We start from the raw sequence: 16963 nt of genomic DNA on the forward strand, positions 1-16963 counted from the left end.
CGCGAGCCTCAGCTGCCCAGGCGCACGCAGTCCGCGGCGATCTTCGACTGGGCGGCGCTCACCTTGGCCGCGTCGTCCTCGCCGAGCAGCTTCGCCGGATCACCGGACTGCGAGTTGGACACCATCACCCGCAAACCGTCCTGCGACATACCGGAGTCGAGGAAGACCTTCGCGGCGCAGTCGGCCAGCGCGGGACTCTTCAGCCCCTTGTCCTGCAACGACTTCGACAGTTGCTCCTGGGTGACCGCGGGCGCCTCGTCGCCACTTCCGCAAGCAGAAAGCACCGGCGCGGCGATCAGCGCCGCGGCGATCAGACAGATTCGCACTTCTCGAGTCCTCTCGATCGACGCGCATCGGCCGATGCGCGGCCGTGTGGATCATGCCGTACCGCGGCCCCCAGGGCCACACCGAACCATCGACCCGTAACTGACTCACGAGTAAGATAGCCCCATGGGAGACCACATCACCACACGCTTCGAGAGCGACCGCGCATATATCACCTTGAACCGGCCCGGCAAACACAATGGGCTCACCCTGGAAATGCTGCGCGATCTGGTCGCCGCAGCACGAAAAGTGGCCGAGCACAAAGAAACCCGGGTCGTCATAGTGAGCGGCAACGGGCCGAGTTTCAGTAGTGGACTCGATATCGCGGCCGCAACCCGCGATCCTCTGGCTATCGTCCGCGAATTCCTGCCGCGACCGTGGCGCGGCACCAACACATTCCAGGAAGCCTGCTGGGCCTGGCGACGCCTGGACGTTCCGGTGATCGCCGCCGTGCACGGCCGCTGTTTCGGCGGCGGATTGCAGCTCGCGCTGGCCGCCGATTTCCGCATCGCCGCGCCGACAGCGGAATTCTCGGTCATGGAAGCCGCGCACGGCCTGATTCCGGATATGTCGGGCGCCGCCACATTGTCCCAGCTCATCGGCATCGACCAGGCGCTGCTGCTGACCATGACCGCCGACCCCGTCGACGCCGCGCAAGCCAGGAAAATCGGCCTGATCACCGACATCGCGGACGACCCACAGGCGGCGGCGGAAATCCTCGCCGACCGGATCACCGCCCGCGATCCGCGCGCGGTCGCCGCGGCCAAGCGCCTTTTCGACCGCTCATGGCAGCGGAATTCCCGCGCGACCTTCGCCGCCGAACGCGCGGCCCAGGTGCCATTGCTGCTGCGTAAGGCACTGACTCGTAGCTAGCGCCAGGCAATTGGACAATTGTTCATGCCGACTCACGAATCGAGGTAGCCCACTCCACTCCGATTGACTGTTAACATCGCTGCGATTCGTCCATCAGTCGGAATGTGGTACGCGGCACAGTTGAACCTGGAGCGTCCCCCATTTCGGCGTGACCTGGAGGCTCCGACGATCATGACCAAGACCGGTTCCATCCTGCTCGCTGCGCTGGCAGGTGCCTCGGCCTTGCTGGTGAGCGGAGCGACTCCCGCCGTGGCAAATCCGAACGCGATCAACCCGATTCCCGTCCTCAACGGCACCAACGGCCTGCCCACCCTGCACGGGCGCACGCAAGCCGTCTTCCAGGTCACCGGGATGGCGAGCCCGAACAACACCCAGAACTACAACGTCCTCGGCACCGACCTGGGCATCATGTGGGACAACGGCCGCGGCGAGATGCTGACCGCCTTCGGCGACACCGCGGGCATCGGGTTCCCGAACCTGCTGGTGGGCAGCACCTGGGCGTGGCGGTCCAACATCCTGGTCCGCAGCCACACCAAGGACCCGTCGGGCGGCGTCTTCTTCCACAGTGTCGTGCGCGATGTCGTCGGCCAGGCGCGCGATCTCATCCCCAGCCCGAAGATCCCGTTCCTGGAGATCAGCCGCATCCCGACCGCGGGCATCTCCGCCAACGGCGTCCAGTACCTGTCGATGATGTCGGTGAAGACCTGGGACGCGCCGGGCGAGTGGACCACGAGCTACTCGGGCCTGGCCGCCTCGGCCGACAACGGCGAGACCTGGGCCGATCTCACCCACACCCGCCGCCCCGACGAGGGCGGTAACAGCAACTTCCAGATGAACGCCTTCCTGAAGGACGGCGGCTACGTCTACGAGTACGGCACCCGCTCCGGCCGCAACAACGACGCGTTCATCGCCCGCGTCCCGGAAGCCCAGATCGAGAACCTCGGGGCCTACGAATACTGGGACGGCGGCGGGTGGAAGCTCAACGATGTGAACGCGGCGGCCCCGATCATGGGCGGCGTCGGCGAGCTGTCGGTGATGTACAACGAGTACCTCGGCCAGTTCGTCTCCCTGACCACCGACCCGTTCAACTCCGTGGTGATGCGCCGCGCGCCCTCGCCGCAGGGCCCGTGGAGCGGCCCAGAGGTCTTGATCGACACCCGCGAACTCCCCACCGCCTACGCCCCATCGATCTTCCCCTACCAAACCGGCCCCGACCTCTACTTCATGACGACCATCCACACCCAGTACAACGTCGTCCTGATGCGTACCCGCCTCTGACACCTGGAGACCTGGCACCATAGGTCTCGCAAGCACATGGGTAACTCACGGGGGACGGGCTGACATGACCACCGATCAACCGCCGGCCGCATCGACAACCGGTGACGCACCTAAGTCTGGCCAAAAGTCGCGGGGAGGCGGGGGAGCGGCGGAGTGGGATGCTCGGTATGCCCACAGTGAATTGATCTGGGGCGCACCGCCGAACAGCACGGTGGTCGAATACGTCTACGGCCTCGACCGCCGCGTCCCGCTCCTGCCCGACGAGACCGGCGGCACCCCACCCCCGCTGCCACGCGCGCTCGACCTGGCCTGCGGCGAGGGCCGGCACGCGCTCTGGCTGGCCACCCACGGCTGGCACATCGACGCCGTCGACTTCTCCCAGGTAGGCATCGACAAGGGCAGAACGGTGGCGGCGCGCCTGTCCCGCTCGGTCCGCTCCCGGGTGAACTGGCAGTGCGCCGACATCACCGACCTCGCCGCGGCCGGGATCACCGGCCCGTACGAGCTGATCCTGATGGTGTTCGTGCACCTGCCCGCCGAGCAGCGCGGCGCCCTGCTGCGCGAACTCGCCGCCATGATCTCTCCCGGCGGCATGCTCCTGGTCCTCGGCCACGACACCCGCAACCTGACCCAGGGTTACGGCGGCCCGCAGGACCCGGCGATCCTGTTCACGCCCGAGGACATCCGGGCCGAACTGGGCGCGGCGGGTGACCACCTCACGATTCGTATCGCCGACGCCGTCCTGCGCCCGACCGAGGGTCCCGACGCGATCGACGCCCTGGTGGTCGCCGAACGCGACCTCCCGGAATCAGGCGAACCGACCGCGTAGCTGTTCGCCGAATTCGCGCGCGGAGGTCAGGTCGTCGGCGCTGGGACGCCCTTTGTTCAGCCCGCCGAAGAGCCCGAGCGGCCCCATCGTGTCGAGCCCGCGGCAGGCGAAACCACCGACCACCTCGAACCCCTTGCCGACGAGCTGGTCGCCGAGATTGCGCAGGTAGGGGCGAAATCCCGGCTCGGGCAGCCCGCTGGTGGCGAAGACGAACGCCTCCTGCCCCGCTCCGGCGGGCAGTGCGTCGACGAACTCGCGCAGCCGCGCGTCGAGCGCCATCCAGTACACCCCCGACCCGAAGCCGACCAGGTCGTACCCGGCGAGCGCGTCCGCGCTGATCTCCCCCGGGTCGACCACCCGCGCGTCGAGCACCGACCCGATGACGTCGGCGACCTTCCTGGTATTGCCGTGCGACTTGGACGTGCACACGATGAGCGCTTTCATGGGTGCCCCCTGCCTCTCGCCTCTCGAGCGAAGCTGTCCGCCGAAGCCTAGTGCCAGCGGGCGAACCAGGGTTCGACTGTCGCGGCGATCACGTCGAATCCGGTGCGGAACGAATGCGCCTGCTTCGGAATCACTTTCACCTCGGCCGCGTCGGCGGCGTCGGGCACCCCGAACGGGTCGCTGCCGCCGTTGATCACCACGACCTCGATGTCACCGGGCGCGAGCAGCTCCTCGCGCCTGCTCTTCTCCGGCTTCCCGGGCGGATGCAGCGGGAACGACAGCGCGATCACCCCGCGCGCGCCCACCTCGACGGCCGTCCGGCACGCCACCCGCGCCCCGTTGCTGCGACCCCCCTGGACAACCGGCACCCCGGCAAACCGATCACGCAACGCGGCGACGATCTCGAGCCAGGCCTCGTCCTGCTTGTCCGCCGACCCCGGCGCCCGTCGCCCGGCAACCCGGTACGGCTGCACCACCCGGGCGACTATTCCACCGGCTTCGATCGCCGAATCCCTCACCGCCAGAATGTCTTTCGCGTCGACGCCACCACCGGCGCCGTGCGTGATCACCAGCAGGAAGGCCGGCTCGGCGACCTCGTCGAGCTCGATCTCGGCGGGCCCGGCACTCGTCTCGATGCGCACACCTCACGGTAGCCCCGCCGCCGCGGCGAGCAACATCTCCGCGCTCGCGCGTGTTTTTCACGTCACATTGCCCCCCGACCCCTTTGCCGAGAGCATTACTCACCGGTAATATGGTCAATAAGTTACCCGCGAGTAGCATGCGGAAAACCGGCAAGGCTACCCGGTGGACGTCAGACGGGCGGGAACGGCGCACAACCGACCGCACCAGACTCAATGGAGAGTGAGTACTCACATGGGCCACTACAAGGCAAACGTTCGCGACCTCGAGTTCAACCTCTTCGAGGTCCTCGGCATCGACAAGCTGCTCGACGCCGGCACCTTCGGTGACCTGGACACCGACACCGTCAAGGAGATGCTCTCCGAGGTCCGTCGCCTGGCCGAGGGCCCGCTGGCCGAGTCGTTCGCCGACGCGGACCGCAACCCGCCCACCTTCGACCCGAACACCCACGCGGTCACCCTGCCCGAGTCCTTCAAGAAGTCCTACAAGGCGCTCGAGGACGGCGAGTGGGCCAAGGTCGGCGTCGTCGAGGAGCTCGGCGGCCTGAACGCTCCCTCCGCCATCACCTGGGCGCTGTCCGAGATGGTCCTCGGCGCCAACCCGCCGATCCAGATGTACGCCGCGGGCGCCGGCTTCGCCCAGGTGTTCTTCAACAACGGCACCGAAGAGCAGAAGGGTTGGGCGGCCAAGATCGCCGACCGCAACTGGGGCGCCACCATGGTGCTGACCGAGCCCGACGCGGGCTCCGACGTCGGCGCCGGCCGCACCAAGGCGGTCAAGCAGGAAGACGGCTCGTGGCACATCGAGGGTGTCAAGCGCTTCATCACCTCGGGTGACTCCGACGACCTGTTCGAGAACATCATGCACCTGGTGCTGGCCCGCCCCGAGGGCGCCGGCCCGGGCACCAAGGGTCTGTCGCTGTTCTACGTCCCGAAGACCCACTTCGACTTCGAGACCGAGACCTACGGTGACCGCAACGGCGTGTTCGTCACCAACGTCGAGCACAAGATGGGCATCAAGGCCTCGGCCACCTGTGAGGTCACCTTCGGCGGCCACGGCGTGCCCGCCAAGGGCTGGCTGGTCGGCGAGGTGCACAACGGCATCGCGCAGATGTTCGACGTCATCGAGAACGCCCGCATGATGGTCGGCACCAAGGCCATCGCGACCCTGTCGACCGGTTACCTGAACGCGCTGGAGTACGCCAAGACCCGCGTCCAGGGTGCCGACCTGACCCAGATGACCGACAAGGCCGCGCCCCGCGTGACCATCACCCACCACCCGGACGTGCGTCGTTCGCTGGCCACCCAGAAGGCGTACGCCGAGGGCCTGCGCGCGATCTACCTCTACACCGCCGCCCACCAGAACCCGGAAATCGCCGAGGCGGTCTCCGGTGCCGACAAGGACGTCGCGTTCCGCGTGAACGACCTGCTGCTCCCGATCGTCAAGGGTGTCGGCTCCGAGCGCGCCTACCAGTACCTGACCGACTCGCTGCAGACCTTCGGTGGCTCCGGCTTCCTGCAGGACTACCCGATCGAGCAGTACATCCGCGACGCGAAGATCGACTCGCTGTACGAGGGCACCACCGCCATCCAGGCGCAGGACTTCTTCTTCCGCAAGATCGCGCGTGACCGCGGTGTGGCCCTGGCCCACGTGGCAGGCCAGATCCAGAAGTTCCTGGAGTCCGACTCCGCCAACGAGCGCCTCAAGGGCGAGCGCAAGCTGCTCGCCACCGCGCTCGAGGACGTCCAGACCATGGCCGCCACCCTGACCGGCCACCTGATGGGCGCCCAGGAGCAGCCGTCCGAGCTGTACAAGGTCGGCCTGGGTTCGGTCCGCTTCCTGATGTCGGTCGGCGACCTGTTCATCGGCTGGCAGCTGCTGCAGCAGGCCGAGATCGCCCTCGCGGCCCTGGACAACGGCGCCACCGGCTCCGACGTCGCCTTCTACACCGGCAAGGTCGCCTCGGCGCAGTTCTTCGCCCGCAACGTCCTGCCGGAGCTGACCGCCACCCGCGCGATCCTGGCCAACCTGGACAACGACATCATGGAACTCGACGAAGCCGCCTTCTGAGCTGTTCCGCCTCTCCGCGTATTCAGGCCAGACTCAGGTGAGTCTTCAGTCGGGTACGCGGCCGGTGGGAAGGGGCGTGGGGAGTTAGCCGGTTCCCGGTGAGTTACCCATGTTCTTGCGAGACCAGTTGAACGGTCCGGAGTCTTCTGACTCCGGACCGTTCGTCGTTTTCGGGTTTACCGGGCGAACCAACCGGACGGGCCGACTTCGGCGCCCATGCGGGGGACGTACTGGTCGAAGTAGACGCGGGCGATGAGTTCGCGGCGGCTGCGGACACCTGCTTTGTCGAAGATCGACTTGAGGTGGTCCTGGACCGTGTAGGCCGAGACGTGCAGGGCGGCGGCGATTTCCTTGGTTTCGACGCCTTGGAGCACGAAGCGGGTCACGTCGTGTTCGCGCGGGGTGAGGCCGAAGGCCGCGACCACCAGGGTGACGATCTCCGGCGGACGCGCCTCCTCGATCGTCACCACGACATCGCCGACGGCGCCGTTCGGCCCGGCCAGCGGCGAAGCGTGCAGCACCAGCCACACCCCCGACGGCGTGCGCACCCGCGCCCGCGGCATCGGCGCGCCGGGCGTGCCGAGCATCCGCCGCGCCGCGCTCACCAGCGAGATCACCAGACTGCGTGGGTCACCGCTGTGCACCGTGGACCGCAGCTGGGCGAACCGCTCCTCGGCACCGAGGCTGACCTGCACCACCTCGTCGTTCGCGTCGACGATCACGACCGCGGGCCCCGCCGTCTCGGCGCCGAGGTCGGCGACATCGGCGAGCCGGGTGAGCACCCCCGCCCGTACCCCACGCGCGAACGCTCCGGAGAGGGTGGCCAGGTACTCGATCTCGTCCGCGCCGAACATCGGATCGTCACCGCCGCGGAACAGTGCCAGACAACCCCAGGCCCCCGAACCGTCACGGAACACCAGCCGGGCCTCGTCGCCGAAGCCGTAGTGCGGGCGCATCAGCCGCGCCATCCGCTCGCAGCGTTCGATCTCGGCACCGAGCAGCGCGTGCAGGCCGACCGCGTTCTGCTCCGCGAGCGCCAGCGAACGGAACGAGGTCGGATCCTCGGTGCCGTACTCGATGACACCGAACAGCATGTCGTGCTCGTTGTTCGACATGAGCGAGCCGTACTTGCGGGCGCTGGTGAGCATCATCGTCGCCGGGTCGTGCGTGCCGACGCAGGCCGCGACCGCGGGCACCGCGCGGCGCACCGCGTCGGTCGCCTCGACAAGGAACTCGTCGAGGTCGAGCCCGGCGCGCGAGAGCACATCGATATCGCTCCGCACGCGCTCGGGGAGAAGCCGGCTGCGCATGCGATCAGTATGCGCCGGGCGCCATAGGGCCCGATATCCCAGAAGGCTGGGATACCCGATTTCCCGGTCGATTGGGATGGTCGCCGCCGGGGCGATCCGGCGAATCTGAAGCCGTGACCATCACCATCGAGACGACACCCGTCGACGAGTCCGGCCGCCTCGTGCACGCCGAGGACGCCACGGCACAGCTGTGCCTGGCCTTCGCGCGGCTCGAGTCGGCGCTCGCCGCGCGTGGGCTCGGTGCGTCATCGATCACGCGTTTGCGGGTGCGCACCTGCGCCCCCACCGACGCGTCCGACCTCGCCGATCTCGTCGAGGAATGGCTCGACGGCACGCCCGTGCCCGTCGAACTGGTCGATGTCGCGCACCTCGCGCTGCCGGGCATGCTCGTCGAACTCAGGGCGCAGGTGCCGTTCACCCACTCCGATTCCGATTCGAAGGACCCGATCATGAACCCGACCACGACGCACCTCACCGCCCTGCGCGCCCTCGGCACCGTCCTCTTCCCCGGCGACCCCGGCTACGACGAGACCTGCCTGCCGTGGAACCTCGCCGTCCGCCAGCAGCCCGCCGCCGTTGCCGTGCCGCGCTCGGCCGACGACGTCGTCGAACTCGTGCGAGCCGCCACCGCGACCGGCCTGCGCATCGCCCCGCAGAGCACCGGGCACGCGGCCGCCGCGCTCGCCGACGTCGGCTTCCACGATGTCTTGCTCGTGCGACTGCACGAATTCACCGGCGTCACCGTCGATCCGGCGGCCCGCGTCGCCCGCGTCACCGGCGGCACGCTGTGGCGGGACGTGATCGCGGCGACCGCGCCGCACGGACTGACCGCCTTGCACGGCAGCGCGGGCGATGTCGCGGTCGCGGGTTACCTGCTCGGCGGCGGGCTGTCCTTCTACGGGCGCGAGCACGGCCTGGCCGCCTCGGCCGTCCGCGCGATCGAGCTCGTCACCGCGGATGGTTCGCTCGTGCGGGCAACCGCGGACCAGCACCCCGATCTGTTCTGGGCACTGCGGGGTGGTGGCGGTAACTTCGGCATCGTGGTGGCGATCGAGATCGAACTGCTCGAGCTCGCCGAGGTCTTCGCCGGCATGCTGCTCTGGGATATGGAGCGCGCACCCGAGGTGCTGGCCGCGTGGGCGGACTGGACGACATCGCTCCCGGAATCGGTCACGACTTCCGTGCGGCTCCTGCGTTTTCCGCCGCTGCCCGAACTGCCGCCCTTCCTCGCCGGCCGCAGTCTCGTCGTCGTCGACGGCGCGGTACTCGAGCCCGACGATCGCGCCGCCGAACTTCTCGCCCCACTGCGCGCCCTCGCCCCCGAACTCGACACCTTCGGCCGCATCCCGGTCACCGCGATGCTCGATGTGCATATGGACCCGCCCGGCCCGACCCCGGCCGTGAGCGATCACGCCCTGCTCGCCGAGCTCCCGCCGGAGGCCGTCGATGCTCTGCTCGCAGTGGCGGGCCCCGGCGTCCAGATCCCGCTGATGTTCGCCGAACTGCGCCACCTCGGCGGCGCGCTCGCCCGCCCCCAGCACGCCGCGCTCTCCCACCTCGCCGGCGAGTACGCCCTGTTCGCGGTATCTCCCGCGCCGACACCGGAACTCGTCGACCTCGGCCACACCATCACCGCGGGAATCGTCGCGGCGCTGGGCCCCTGGACCAGCGGCGCGTCCTTCCTCAACTTCGCCGACCGCGCCGTCGACCCGGCCTCCGCTTTCGCCCCCGCCGATTGGCAACGCCTGCAGCATGTTCGCGACACCTACGACCCGGCCCGGGTGTGGGTGGCCGCGCACGCCGTCGGCGGTCGCTGACCCGGCGACGATGTCGCGCGAACGAGAGGTTCGCGCGACATCCCACGGCGTACCCTGGGGAATACCGTCGGTGCGGGGTGAGCTCGGGGGTTGTGATGGGTGAAAGTACTGCGCTCAGTGTCTATTTGCGCGAGCGGCGGATGGCGGCGGGTCTGGCGCGGACCGAGCTCGCCGTGCGCGCGAAAATGGCGCCGTTGCTGATCAGTCAGATCGAGTCGGGTGCTCTGGTACCGAATCCCGCTATGCTGCAGCGGCTTTTCGACTCGCTGGATGTGCCGCTCTGGTATCGCAAGCACATCCTGGTACTCGGCCTGCCCGCCCTCGATTCCGGCACGTCGCCGGTCTCGCCGTCCGCGGAGGACCTGGCCGATCTGGCCAGCCTCACCCATCCGGCCTGCTTCCAGCGCTTCCCCACCATGGACCTGCTCGCCGCGAACTCCGACTACCAGCGCATGTTCCCCGGCCTCGGCGCGGGCGTCAACATGCTCGAGTGGATGTTCCTCGACCCAGCGGCGAAGAAGGTCTTCATCGACTGGACCACCGAAGCCCAGCTCCTGGTCCACGCCTTCCGCATGCTCGCCCCGCTGGCCCCCACCCAGCGCGTCACCGCGATCACCGAATCCTGCGGTCAATCCCCCGACTGGGATCCCGTGTGGACCAGCGATGTCCGCCCCCAGGACATCGCCCGCCGCCACCTCCGCGTGCGCGAACGCAGCACCGGCATCGAACGCCGCATGCTCCTGCGAATCTACGACCCGGCCTTCCCCGGCCGCCCCTGGTGGCTCTACCGCCTGATCCCCGCGCGGTAGCTACCGCCGAAACGAAAAAGCCGCCGCGGCGAGGTGCCAGGAGGCACTCACCGCGGCGGCTTCGCACGCTGGTGACTGATTACGGGAGCGGCTTGGTCTCGCCCGAACCGGTGCTCAGCAGGTTGCTCAGGCCGGTGACCAGGTTGGCGGAGCCCGACACGGCCTCGTCGTCGGCAACGGCGGTCGGCAGCGGCTTGGTCTCGCCCGAGCCGGTGCTCAGCAGGTTGCTCAGGCCGGTAACCAGGTTGGCCGAGCCCGAAACGGTCTCGTCGGCCGAGGCGACACCCGTGCCACCGAAGATGATGCCCGCCGCGATGGCGACAATGCCGAGGGTACGCATCTTGCGCATTGATAATCTCCTGAAGTTCTGTCACCGAACCGGAAATCGGCTGGCGCGAATATGTTTAGCAGACCAGATGTTCGGGTACATACGTGTCTATGAACACAAGTGAAACGTGCGGCAACTAATTGGCGTCGCACACTTTCACCGACCTGCGAATACATAGCCAGGGGTAGATCTACGTCACACCTGGAAGCTTCGCGCATAGCAATCTTCGTGCGGAAAACTATGGCCGGAATCCATCGCGAGCAGTACCGAGCCCGACACGGGTGGATTTCTCCCTGCAGACAGCACACGGCGCCCGCCGAGTAATCGACGGGCGCCGTGTGGATACCGATTCAGGCCAGCAGAAGGCTACCGGAGGCCGAAGACATCAGACTCAGGAAGTTGACGATGTCCAGCAGTTCGGTGGCGGAACCGGTATCGGCGATGATGGCGTTGTTCACATTCTCTCCTTCAGACGTATCGCCGAATATATATCACGAGAGAATTACGAACGGTGGGCCTGAAGTGAACGGTATGAAAACTTCGGGACGGGCGCCCGCCGACCGGGCGGGCGCCCGCGCATCCGCACTACTCGGCCGGAGCCTCACCCGAGCCGCTGCTCAGCAACTCCAGCAGCGCGGCCAGATCCAGACCCTCGAGCGAGCCGGCGGGCTCCTCGGCGACCGGCTCGGTCTCCGCGGTGCCCGTGCCCAGCCCGGTCAGGATCGCATCGGCCGAGCCGGTGGTCGGCTCGTCCGCGGCGGCCGCCACTCCCGCGCCAAGCATCGCAATGCTCGCCGCCGCTGCCACAGCTGCCCCGAAGACACGAATCTTGCTCATTGTGAACCCCTCATCTTTCAGATTTTCGGCGGAGTACGTTCCGCCCCTACGAGATGTCTAACAGCGGCCCGAGGCCGCCCGGCAGACCGATGAAATGGGGGCAAGACAGCCGGAACCGAGCCGACGCGCTCAGCCGCACCCGCCCGACCAGCATCCATACGAAACATCAACCACTCGGCAGCGACTCACGAGCGCGGCAACCCCTGACCGTTCGCCGAATTCCGGACCTACCGGTCCGAGCCGTCGATACAGTTCACAGCACTTCTGTGCCTATCGCACGAGACACCGGCGCCGGCGTCATCCGGCGATTCGAAACCTGTTGCGATACTCCGCCGGCGTCGTATCCAGCCGTCGCCGGAACGCCCGCGTCAACGTATCGACGGTATTGAAACCACAAGCGGCAGCGACACGTTGGAGTGTTTCATCCGTCGTTTCCAGCCGATGCCGAGCCACTTCCACCCGCGCCGATTCGATGTACGCGGCCGGCGTCATGCCGAGCTCGGTGCGAAAGATCCGCGTGAGTTGACGTTCACCGACATGCGCGTGCTCGGCCAGATCCGTCACGGTCAGCTGACGCGCGATATTTCCGGCGATGTAGTGCCGAAGGTCGTCGATGCGCCGCGTCGTCGAGACCGGCTCGAGCGAAACACTGAATTGGCTTTGGCCGCTAGGCCTTTTCAGATACATCACCAACTGCCGGGCGACCCGCAGCGCGAGCTCGTCCCCGAAATCATCGGCGACGAGCGCCAGCGTCAGATCGAGACAAGCTGTGAGACCCGCTCCGGTCCAGATGTTTTCGTCCCGAATGTAGATCGGATCCGCATCCACCCGAACCGCCGGATGCTCGGCCGCGAGCTGCTGCGCGGTCGACCAGTGCGTGGTGGCCCGCCGCCCGTCGAGCAGGCCGGCGGCAGCCAGAATATGCGCACCGACGCACACCGACGCCACCCGCCGCGCCCCCTTCGCCAGCACCGCCACCGCATCGACGACCTCGGGATCAACCACCGCCCGCACCCGGCGACCACTGTCGGTCTCCACCGCCCCCGGGACAACCACCGTGTCGACCCGCCGACCCGAAACCTCCGCGAACGTCGCATCCGGCAACACCCGAACACCCGCCGACGTGGTGACCGGCTCCATGCTCTCGGCAGCCAGCACCACCTGATACCCCGTCGGCTCGTCCATCTCCCGCTGCAACAACGAGAAGACCTCCGGCGGCCCGGTGACATCAAGCAGATCGACCCGATCGAACAGCACGATCACGACAAGCCGATCAGTCGTCCCCATCATCCCTCCACTGCCATGTCCGAATCTGCAGGTTACATGACATTGCCGACATTCCGGCCGGTCCATACCGTGAAGATCATGACCTCGACAACCCTCCGCCAGCTCAACGGCTTCGACGAAACCCCCGCCATCCTGGCCGACTCCACCCTGATCCTGATCGACTACCAGAACACCTACACCCAGGGCGTCATGGAACTCACCGACTGGTCGCCCGCCCTCGACGCCGCCGCCGAATTGCTCGACAAGGCAAGGGAATCAGGAACAACAGTCATCCACGTCATCAACGACGGCGGCGAAGGAACCCCCTACAACATCAACGCCGAAATCGGCCGAATCCACCCCAGGGTCGCCCCCACCGCCGACGAAAAGGTAGTCGTCAAAACCGTCCCCAACGCCTTCGTAGGCACCGACCTGGGCGACCTCGTCGACGCCGCAGGCAACGACACCGTCATCGTCGCCGGCTTCATGACCCACATGTGCGTCACCTTCACCACCGAAGGCGCCTTCCTCCGCGGCAACAAACCCACCGTCGTCGCCAACGCCTGCGCCACCCGCCCCCTCGGCAAGGTCCCCGCCGACCAACTCCACGCCAGCGCCCTCGCCACCCTCGCCGACCTCTACGCCGTCGTGGTCCCAACCAGCGCGGCGCTGCACTGACCAGCCAGGGACGACTCAGGCAATCGGAGCCGGGACCGGCCGCGCTCGCGCATCCATCTTGGCCATAAGTCGATGACCGACACGGAGTAATGGTTGCTCGATCTTGTTGTAGCTCAACGTGGCGAGGCCGATCGCGACGACCATCCACGTGCACCAGGTGAGCCAGGCCGCATTGCCCCCGAAGACCGACTCCGGCCACTTGGGAACCGCGTTGTTGACCAGGCCGTGCACCAGATACAGCGAGAAACTGATCCGCCCCAGGAAGAGCAGCGGGCGAGGGAAGGAATACCTGCGCAGCAGCAGCGTCGCCGCAAACAGGAGATAGGCGGCCACGATCGTGAAGGCCGGCCCCTCCAAGCCGCCCCATTCCGTGGCGCCCATGGAGTTCGAGACAGGGTGCTGAATGAGTCGCGGCGCGAGCAACAGACACACGGCGAGCCCGAACACTCCCCAGCCGGCCCAGGCGGAGATCTCGCCCGCGGTCATCCGATAGAGAACCGTCCCGACGAACATCGTGGCGAAGATCGCCACGGAGTACCCGGACGGACCCGGTTGGTTGAGCACCAACGGGACAGCGAGTACGGCGATCAGGACCGCCGCGCCTGCCGAACGTCTAGTGGCCGCCCGGTACGCGAAAATGACCGCGACGACCACCGTCACCGCCGCGACTGTCAGGCGAGTGGCGAGGTTCGCGTCGGGGCCGCTGATCATCGCGGTCGGCAGGAACAGGGCGGCGCACAGGATCGAACCGATCGCGAGGCAGGCCACCGGCACCGATCGACGGTTGAGCCCGCCGAGGAACAGCAGCGACACGAACGCGTAGAAGACCAGCTCGTACGAGAGTGTCCACGCGACGATGAGCATCTCCGAATAGTGGCCGGCGAGAAAGAAATGCGCCATCGTGGCATTCGTCGCGAGGTTCCACACGGGATCGACCAGAAAGCCCGGCGGCCCGCCGTACATACCCGCGTAGTGCAGGACCACCGCCGCGATCAGGAAAACCCAGAAGAGCGGGAACAGCCGGAAGAAGCGACCTACCCAGAACGCGCCGAGCGACCGCCCCCGCTCCAGCGATGCGGGGATGATGTAGCCGCTGACGATGAAGAAGGCAAAGACACCGAACACGCCGAAATTGAAATACTGGCTGATGAATCGACCGTACGACGGCCACAGTGGGTCCGTGAAATGTTCGATCACCACCGCCAGTGCGGCGAGCCCGCGCAACGCGTCCAGGAACTCGAACCGGCCACCACGGGTACGTCCTCGCTCCTCGACCGCATCGGCCGAATGAGCGCCCCCCTCAACAGATTTCATCGCGCCAGACCACTAGCCGGTCGAACCGGTTCACACAAACGCATAGCCAGCGATCCTAGCGCCGACCGCCGAAACGCCGTCAGCCGACCACCGTCACCCAACTCTGCTCAGCGCCGAGCACCCGACCGATCTCGCCGACAACCTGCCCGACGGGAACACCGGCATTCTTTCTCGACACCACGAAGCGGGCACCGGACTCCAATTCGCCTGGGGTGCAGACGAATGCGGCGGTAACCAGCAGTTCCATCTGTTCGGCATCGTCGGCGCATACCCGAATCCCACTCCGCGCTCCGCCCAACACGAGGGGAACCATCTCGGCCCACGCTTCGTGTGGCCGGCGCTCCAAGACGATCGGCCGACTTCCGGCCTCCCGAGCCATCGCCTCCAAAGTAGCTGAAATGCCGACCATCTCGTGACGCCGATTGGCCAGCGAGTTCGTCAGCCCACTCACCACCAGCCCGACGACGAGCAGCCCGACGGCGACAAACCGCAGTCCGCCGGCCCGCTGAGTAACACCGACCAGGAGCAGTAGGAACATGAACAGCGGTACCGCGTAGAAGAAGTAGCCGATATACGCCTCGCTGATCTGATCGATGCCGATCATCGCGTAGACCGACATCAATGCCACAGTCGCCGCGCAGAACGCCACACCACTCGCCACCAACTTCTCTCCGCGCGCCACCAGCACCACGAGGGCGAAGAGCGCGACGAAGACGACGATGCCGGCCACGCGGTTCGGCCCCCAGAACTGCACCGTGTAGGACACCGCCGTCCACGGCAGGTGAATCCCGTGTCCACCGCCGTAGCTGACGTACTTCACCAGTTCCCCAGGGAAATTCACGATCGTGTTGAGCATGATCGGCGCGGCGAACACCACAGCTGTCCCGCCGAACATCCACCAGTCCTTCGCGGCGACCGCCAGTTTGCGTCGCCATACGAGGTACAGCGCCCCCCCGCCCAGCGACGGCACGAAGAACAGGAACTCCGCGTGTCCATGGACGAGCAACCCTCCGGCGAGCGCCGCGACCCAGAGGTGTTTGGTGCGCCCAGCCACCACCGAGGACACCGCGACCAGGAAGACGAGGAACGGAGCGAAATATACAGAGGGAAACCAGAGAGCGCTGATCAGTTCGCGGTACACGGCGAGAAACAACAAACTCGCCCCGGCGAGCCCGGCAACGAGCGTCCACGACGGATACCAGTCGTGGACAATGCTCAGTACCAGCGCCATCATCGCTGCGTTGAGCAGCAGAATGGCGATCGCCTGCCCATTCCACGGTGTCGGTACCCGGTGCAGAACGTCGTAGAAGAGCCATTCACCGAACGCCTGCACGTAGATGAACGCGGGCCCAGGATGATGAAACCCGACCCGAGAATAGTTGCCGACAAGCAGCTCGAAATCCTTCGCCGCGAGCACCTGGATCGAGACCGTCGCGGCGTCCCCCTCCTCGTACACCATCCGGGTGAAGAGGTCCCGACTGCTCACCAGCAGAGCCGTGGCATACGCAAGCCAAGCCACCACGAAAACTCGCGCGTGACCACGCCGCGCATCACCGAACTGCGCTTCCCCCACCACCGTGTCGATCGGATCGGCAACAGCCTGATCAGTTTTCGTCACACCACACCACGAAGAATTCGAACAAGGTCGACCGGACACATAGCTGGTGATCCTAGCGCCGACCGCCGAAACGCCGTCAGCCCACCGCTGTCACCCAGCTCTGCCGGCTGCCGACCGCCCCGCAACGAGAAGACGGCCCACACTCCAGCGAGGAGTGTGGACCGTTCCGCCTCAGCGCGAGCTATCGCTGGCGACTGATTCGCCGCACCCAGATCGTTGTCCAGTCCCTCAGATAGGGCACGGCCGGCGTCATACCGAGCTCGGAGCGAAAGATCCGTGTGAGTTGACTTTCACCGAATAGCAGGTCGGCCCGCAGCCGCGCGCCCGAACGATGGATTTGATCATCGCCGCAACCGAGCACGCACACTCAGCGCGGCTGTACACCTTAAACATCAACGACTTCCGCAGGCTGGAAGACATGGTCGACGTTCAGTCAGGGCGGCTGAGAACCCGTAAACGCAAGTATGGCCCAACCCCTCGCATCGGGATTGGGCCATACTCGTTTGCACTCAGTCGATGATCAACCGGC

The 16963-nt window shown here is 66.8% G+C and carries 16 protein-coding genes; 7 read left to right on the forward strand and 9 right to left on the reverse strand.

Annotation, left to right across the window (positions count from 1 at the left end; translation table 11 throughout):
- Nucleotides 1-8: 8 nt before the first annotated feature.
- The gene (locus ACFVAV_RS21435) at nt 9-326 is read right to left on the reverse strand and encodes a hypothetical protein (protein ID WP_379036789.1); all 318 of its coding nucleotides are present in this window, start codon (nt 324-326) and stop codon (nt 9-11) included.
- 124 nt (nt 327-450) lie between these two features.
- Between ACFVAV_RS21435 and ACFVAV_RS21440 the strand changes: the two genes are divergently transcribed.
- The 3 genes from ACFVAV_RS21440 (at nt 451) to ACFVAV_RS21450 (ending at nt 3304) form a co-directional block, all read left to right on the forward strand.
- Nucleotides 451-1197 carry a crotonase/enoyl-CoA hydratase family protein gene (locus ACFVAV_RS21440; RefSeq protein ID WP_379036791.1) on the forward strand — a complete coding sequence of 249 codons (747 nt, stop codon included), beginning with the start codon at nt 451-453 and terminating at the stop codon, nt 1195-1197.
- 171 nt (nt 1198-1368) lie between these two features.
- Nucleotides 1369-2475 carry a DUF4185 domain-containing protein gene (locus ACFVAV_RS21445; protein ID WP_379036793.1) on the forward strand — a complete coding sequence of 369 codons (1107 nt, stop codon included), beginning with the start codon at nt 1369-1371 and terminating at the stop codon, nt 2473-2475.
- Nucleotides 2476-2656: 181 nt separating this feature from the next.
- Complete coding sequence (locus ACFVAV_RS21450) at nt 2657-3304, forward strand: class I SAM-dependent methyltransferase (RefSeq protein WP_379036795.1); 648 nt, start codon at nt 2657-2659, stop codon at nt 3302-3304.
- On the opposite strand, the gene ACFVAV_RS21455 is transcribed toward ACFVAV_RS21450, so the two are convergent.
- A complete protein-coding gene (locus tag ACFVAV_RS21455) occupies nt 3284-3748 on the reverse strand; it encodes a flavodoxin family protein (protein WP_379036796.1) in 465 nt (154 codons plus the stop codon). The genes ACFVAV_RS21450 and ACFVAV_RS21455 overlap by 21 nt on opposite strands.
- 47 nt (nt 3749-3795) lie before the next feature.
- Entirely contained in the window at nt 3796-4389 is a 594-nt protein-coding gene (locus tag ACFVAV_RS21460) for an alpha/beta family hydrolase (RefSeq protein WP_379036797.1), read from the reverse strand.
- A 232-nt stretch (nt 4390-4621) separates the two neighbouring features.
- Between ACFVAV_RS21460 and ACFVAV_RS21465 the strand changes: the two genes are divergently transcribed.
- Nucleotides 4622-6457 carry an acyl-CoA dehydrogenase gene (locus ACFVAV_RS21465; protein ID WP_379036980.1) on the forward strand — a complete coding sequence of 612 codons (1836 nt, stop codon included), beginning with the start codon at nt 4622-4624 and terminating at the stop codon, nt 6455-6457.
- A 176-nt stretch (nt 6458-6633) separates the two neighbouring features.
- Here ACFVAV_RS21465 and ACFVAV_RS21470 read toward each other — a convergent pair whose 3' ends face one another.
- Nucleotides 6634-7767 (reverse strand): LuxR C-terminal-related transcriptional regulator, encoded by a 1134-nt coding sequence (locus tag ACFVAV_RS21470; protein WP_379036799.1) that lies wholly within the window; start codon nt 7765-7767, stop codon nt 6634-6636.
- Between the two features lie 113 nt (nt 7768-7880).
- Here ACFVAV_RS21470 and ACFVAV_RS21475 point away from each other — a divergent pair, with 113 nt between their 5' ends.
- Together ACFVAV_RS21475 and ACFVAV_RS21480 are read left to right on the forward strand one after the other, a co-directional pair.
- Entirely contained in the window at nt 7881-9584 is a 1704-nt protein-coding gene (locus ACFVAV_RS21475; protein WP_379036800.1) for an FAD-binding protein, read from the forward strand.
- Nucleotides 9585-9679: 95 nt separating this feature from the next.
- The gene (locus ACFVAV_RS21480; protein ID WP_379036801.1) at nt 9680-10393 is read left to right on the forward strand and encodes a helix-turn-helix domain-containing protein; all 714 of its coding nucleotides are present in this window, start codon (nt 9680-9682) and stop codon (nt 10391-10393) included.
- Between the two features lie 79 nt (nt 10394-10472).
- Here the strand turns inward: ACFVAV_RS21480 and ACFVAV_RS21485 are convergent, their stop codons facing one another.
- The 3 genes from ACFVAV_RS21485 to ACFVAV_RS21495 form a co-directional block, all read right to left on the reverse strand.
- Nucleotides 10473-10742: a hypothetical protein gene (locus ACFVAV_RS21485; RefSeq protein WP_379036802.1), complete on the reverse strand. Its 270-nt coding sequence runs from the start codon at nt 10740-10742 to the stop codon at nt 10473-10475.
- 564 nt (nt 10743-11306) lie between these two features.
- Nucleotides 11307-11558 (reverse strand): hypothetical protein, encoded by a 252-nt coding sequence (locus ACFVAV_RS21490; protein WP_379036804.1) that lies wholly within the window; start codon nt 11556-11558, stop codon nt 11307-11309.
- A 297-nt stretch (nt 11559-11855) separates the two neighbouring features.
- Nucleotides 11856-12845 (reverse strand): GlxA family transcriptional regulator, encoded by a 990-nt coding sequence (locus ACFVAV_RS21495; protein ID WP_379036805.1) that lies wholly within the window; start codon nt 12843-12845, stop codon nt 11856-11858.
- Between the two features lie 78 nt (nt 12846-12923).
- On the opposite strand from ACFVAV_RS21495, the gene ACFVAV_RS21500 reads away from it, so the two are divergent.
- Entirely contained in the window at nt 12924-13502 is a 579-nt protein-coding gene (locus tag ACFVAV_RS21500) for a cysteine hydrolase family protein (RefSeq protein WP_379036807.1), read from the forward strand.
- A gap of 15 nt (nt 13503-13517) precedes the next feature.
- On the opposite strand, the gene ACFVAV_RS21505 is transcribed toward ACFVAV_RS21500, so the two are convergent.
- Together ACFVAV_RS21505 and ACFVAV_RS21510 are read right to left on the reverse strand one after the other, a co-directional pair.
- A complete protein-coding gene (locus ACFVAV_RS21505; protein ID WP_379036808.1) occupies nt 13518-14816 on the reverse strand; it encodes an acyltransferase family protein in 1299 nt (432 codons plus the stop codon).
- Nucleotides 14817-14895: 79 nt separating this feature from the next.
- The gene (locus ACFVAV_RS21510; protein ID WP_379036809.1) at nt 14896-16434 is read right to left on the reverse strand and encodes a hypothetical protein; all 1539 of its coding nucleotides are present in this window, start codon (nt 16432-16434) and stop codon (nt 14896-14898) included.
- Nucleotides 16435-16963: the final 529 nt, after the last annotated feature.

This window comes from Nocardia sp. NPDC057663 (assembly GCF_042799895.1).
Taxonomy (GTDB): Bacteria; Actinomycetota; Actinomycetes; order Mycobacteriales; family Mycobacteriaceae; genus Nocardia.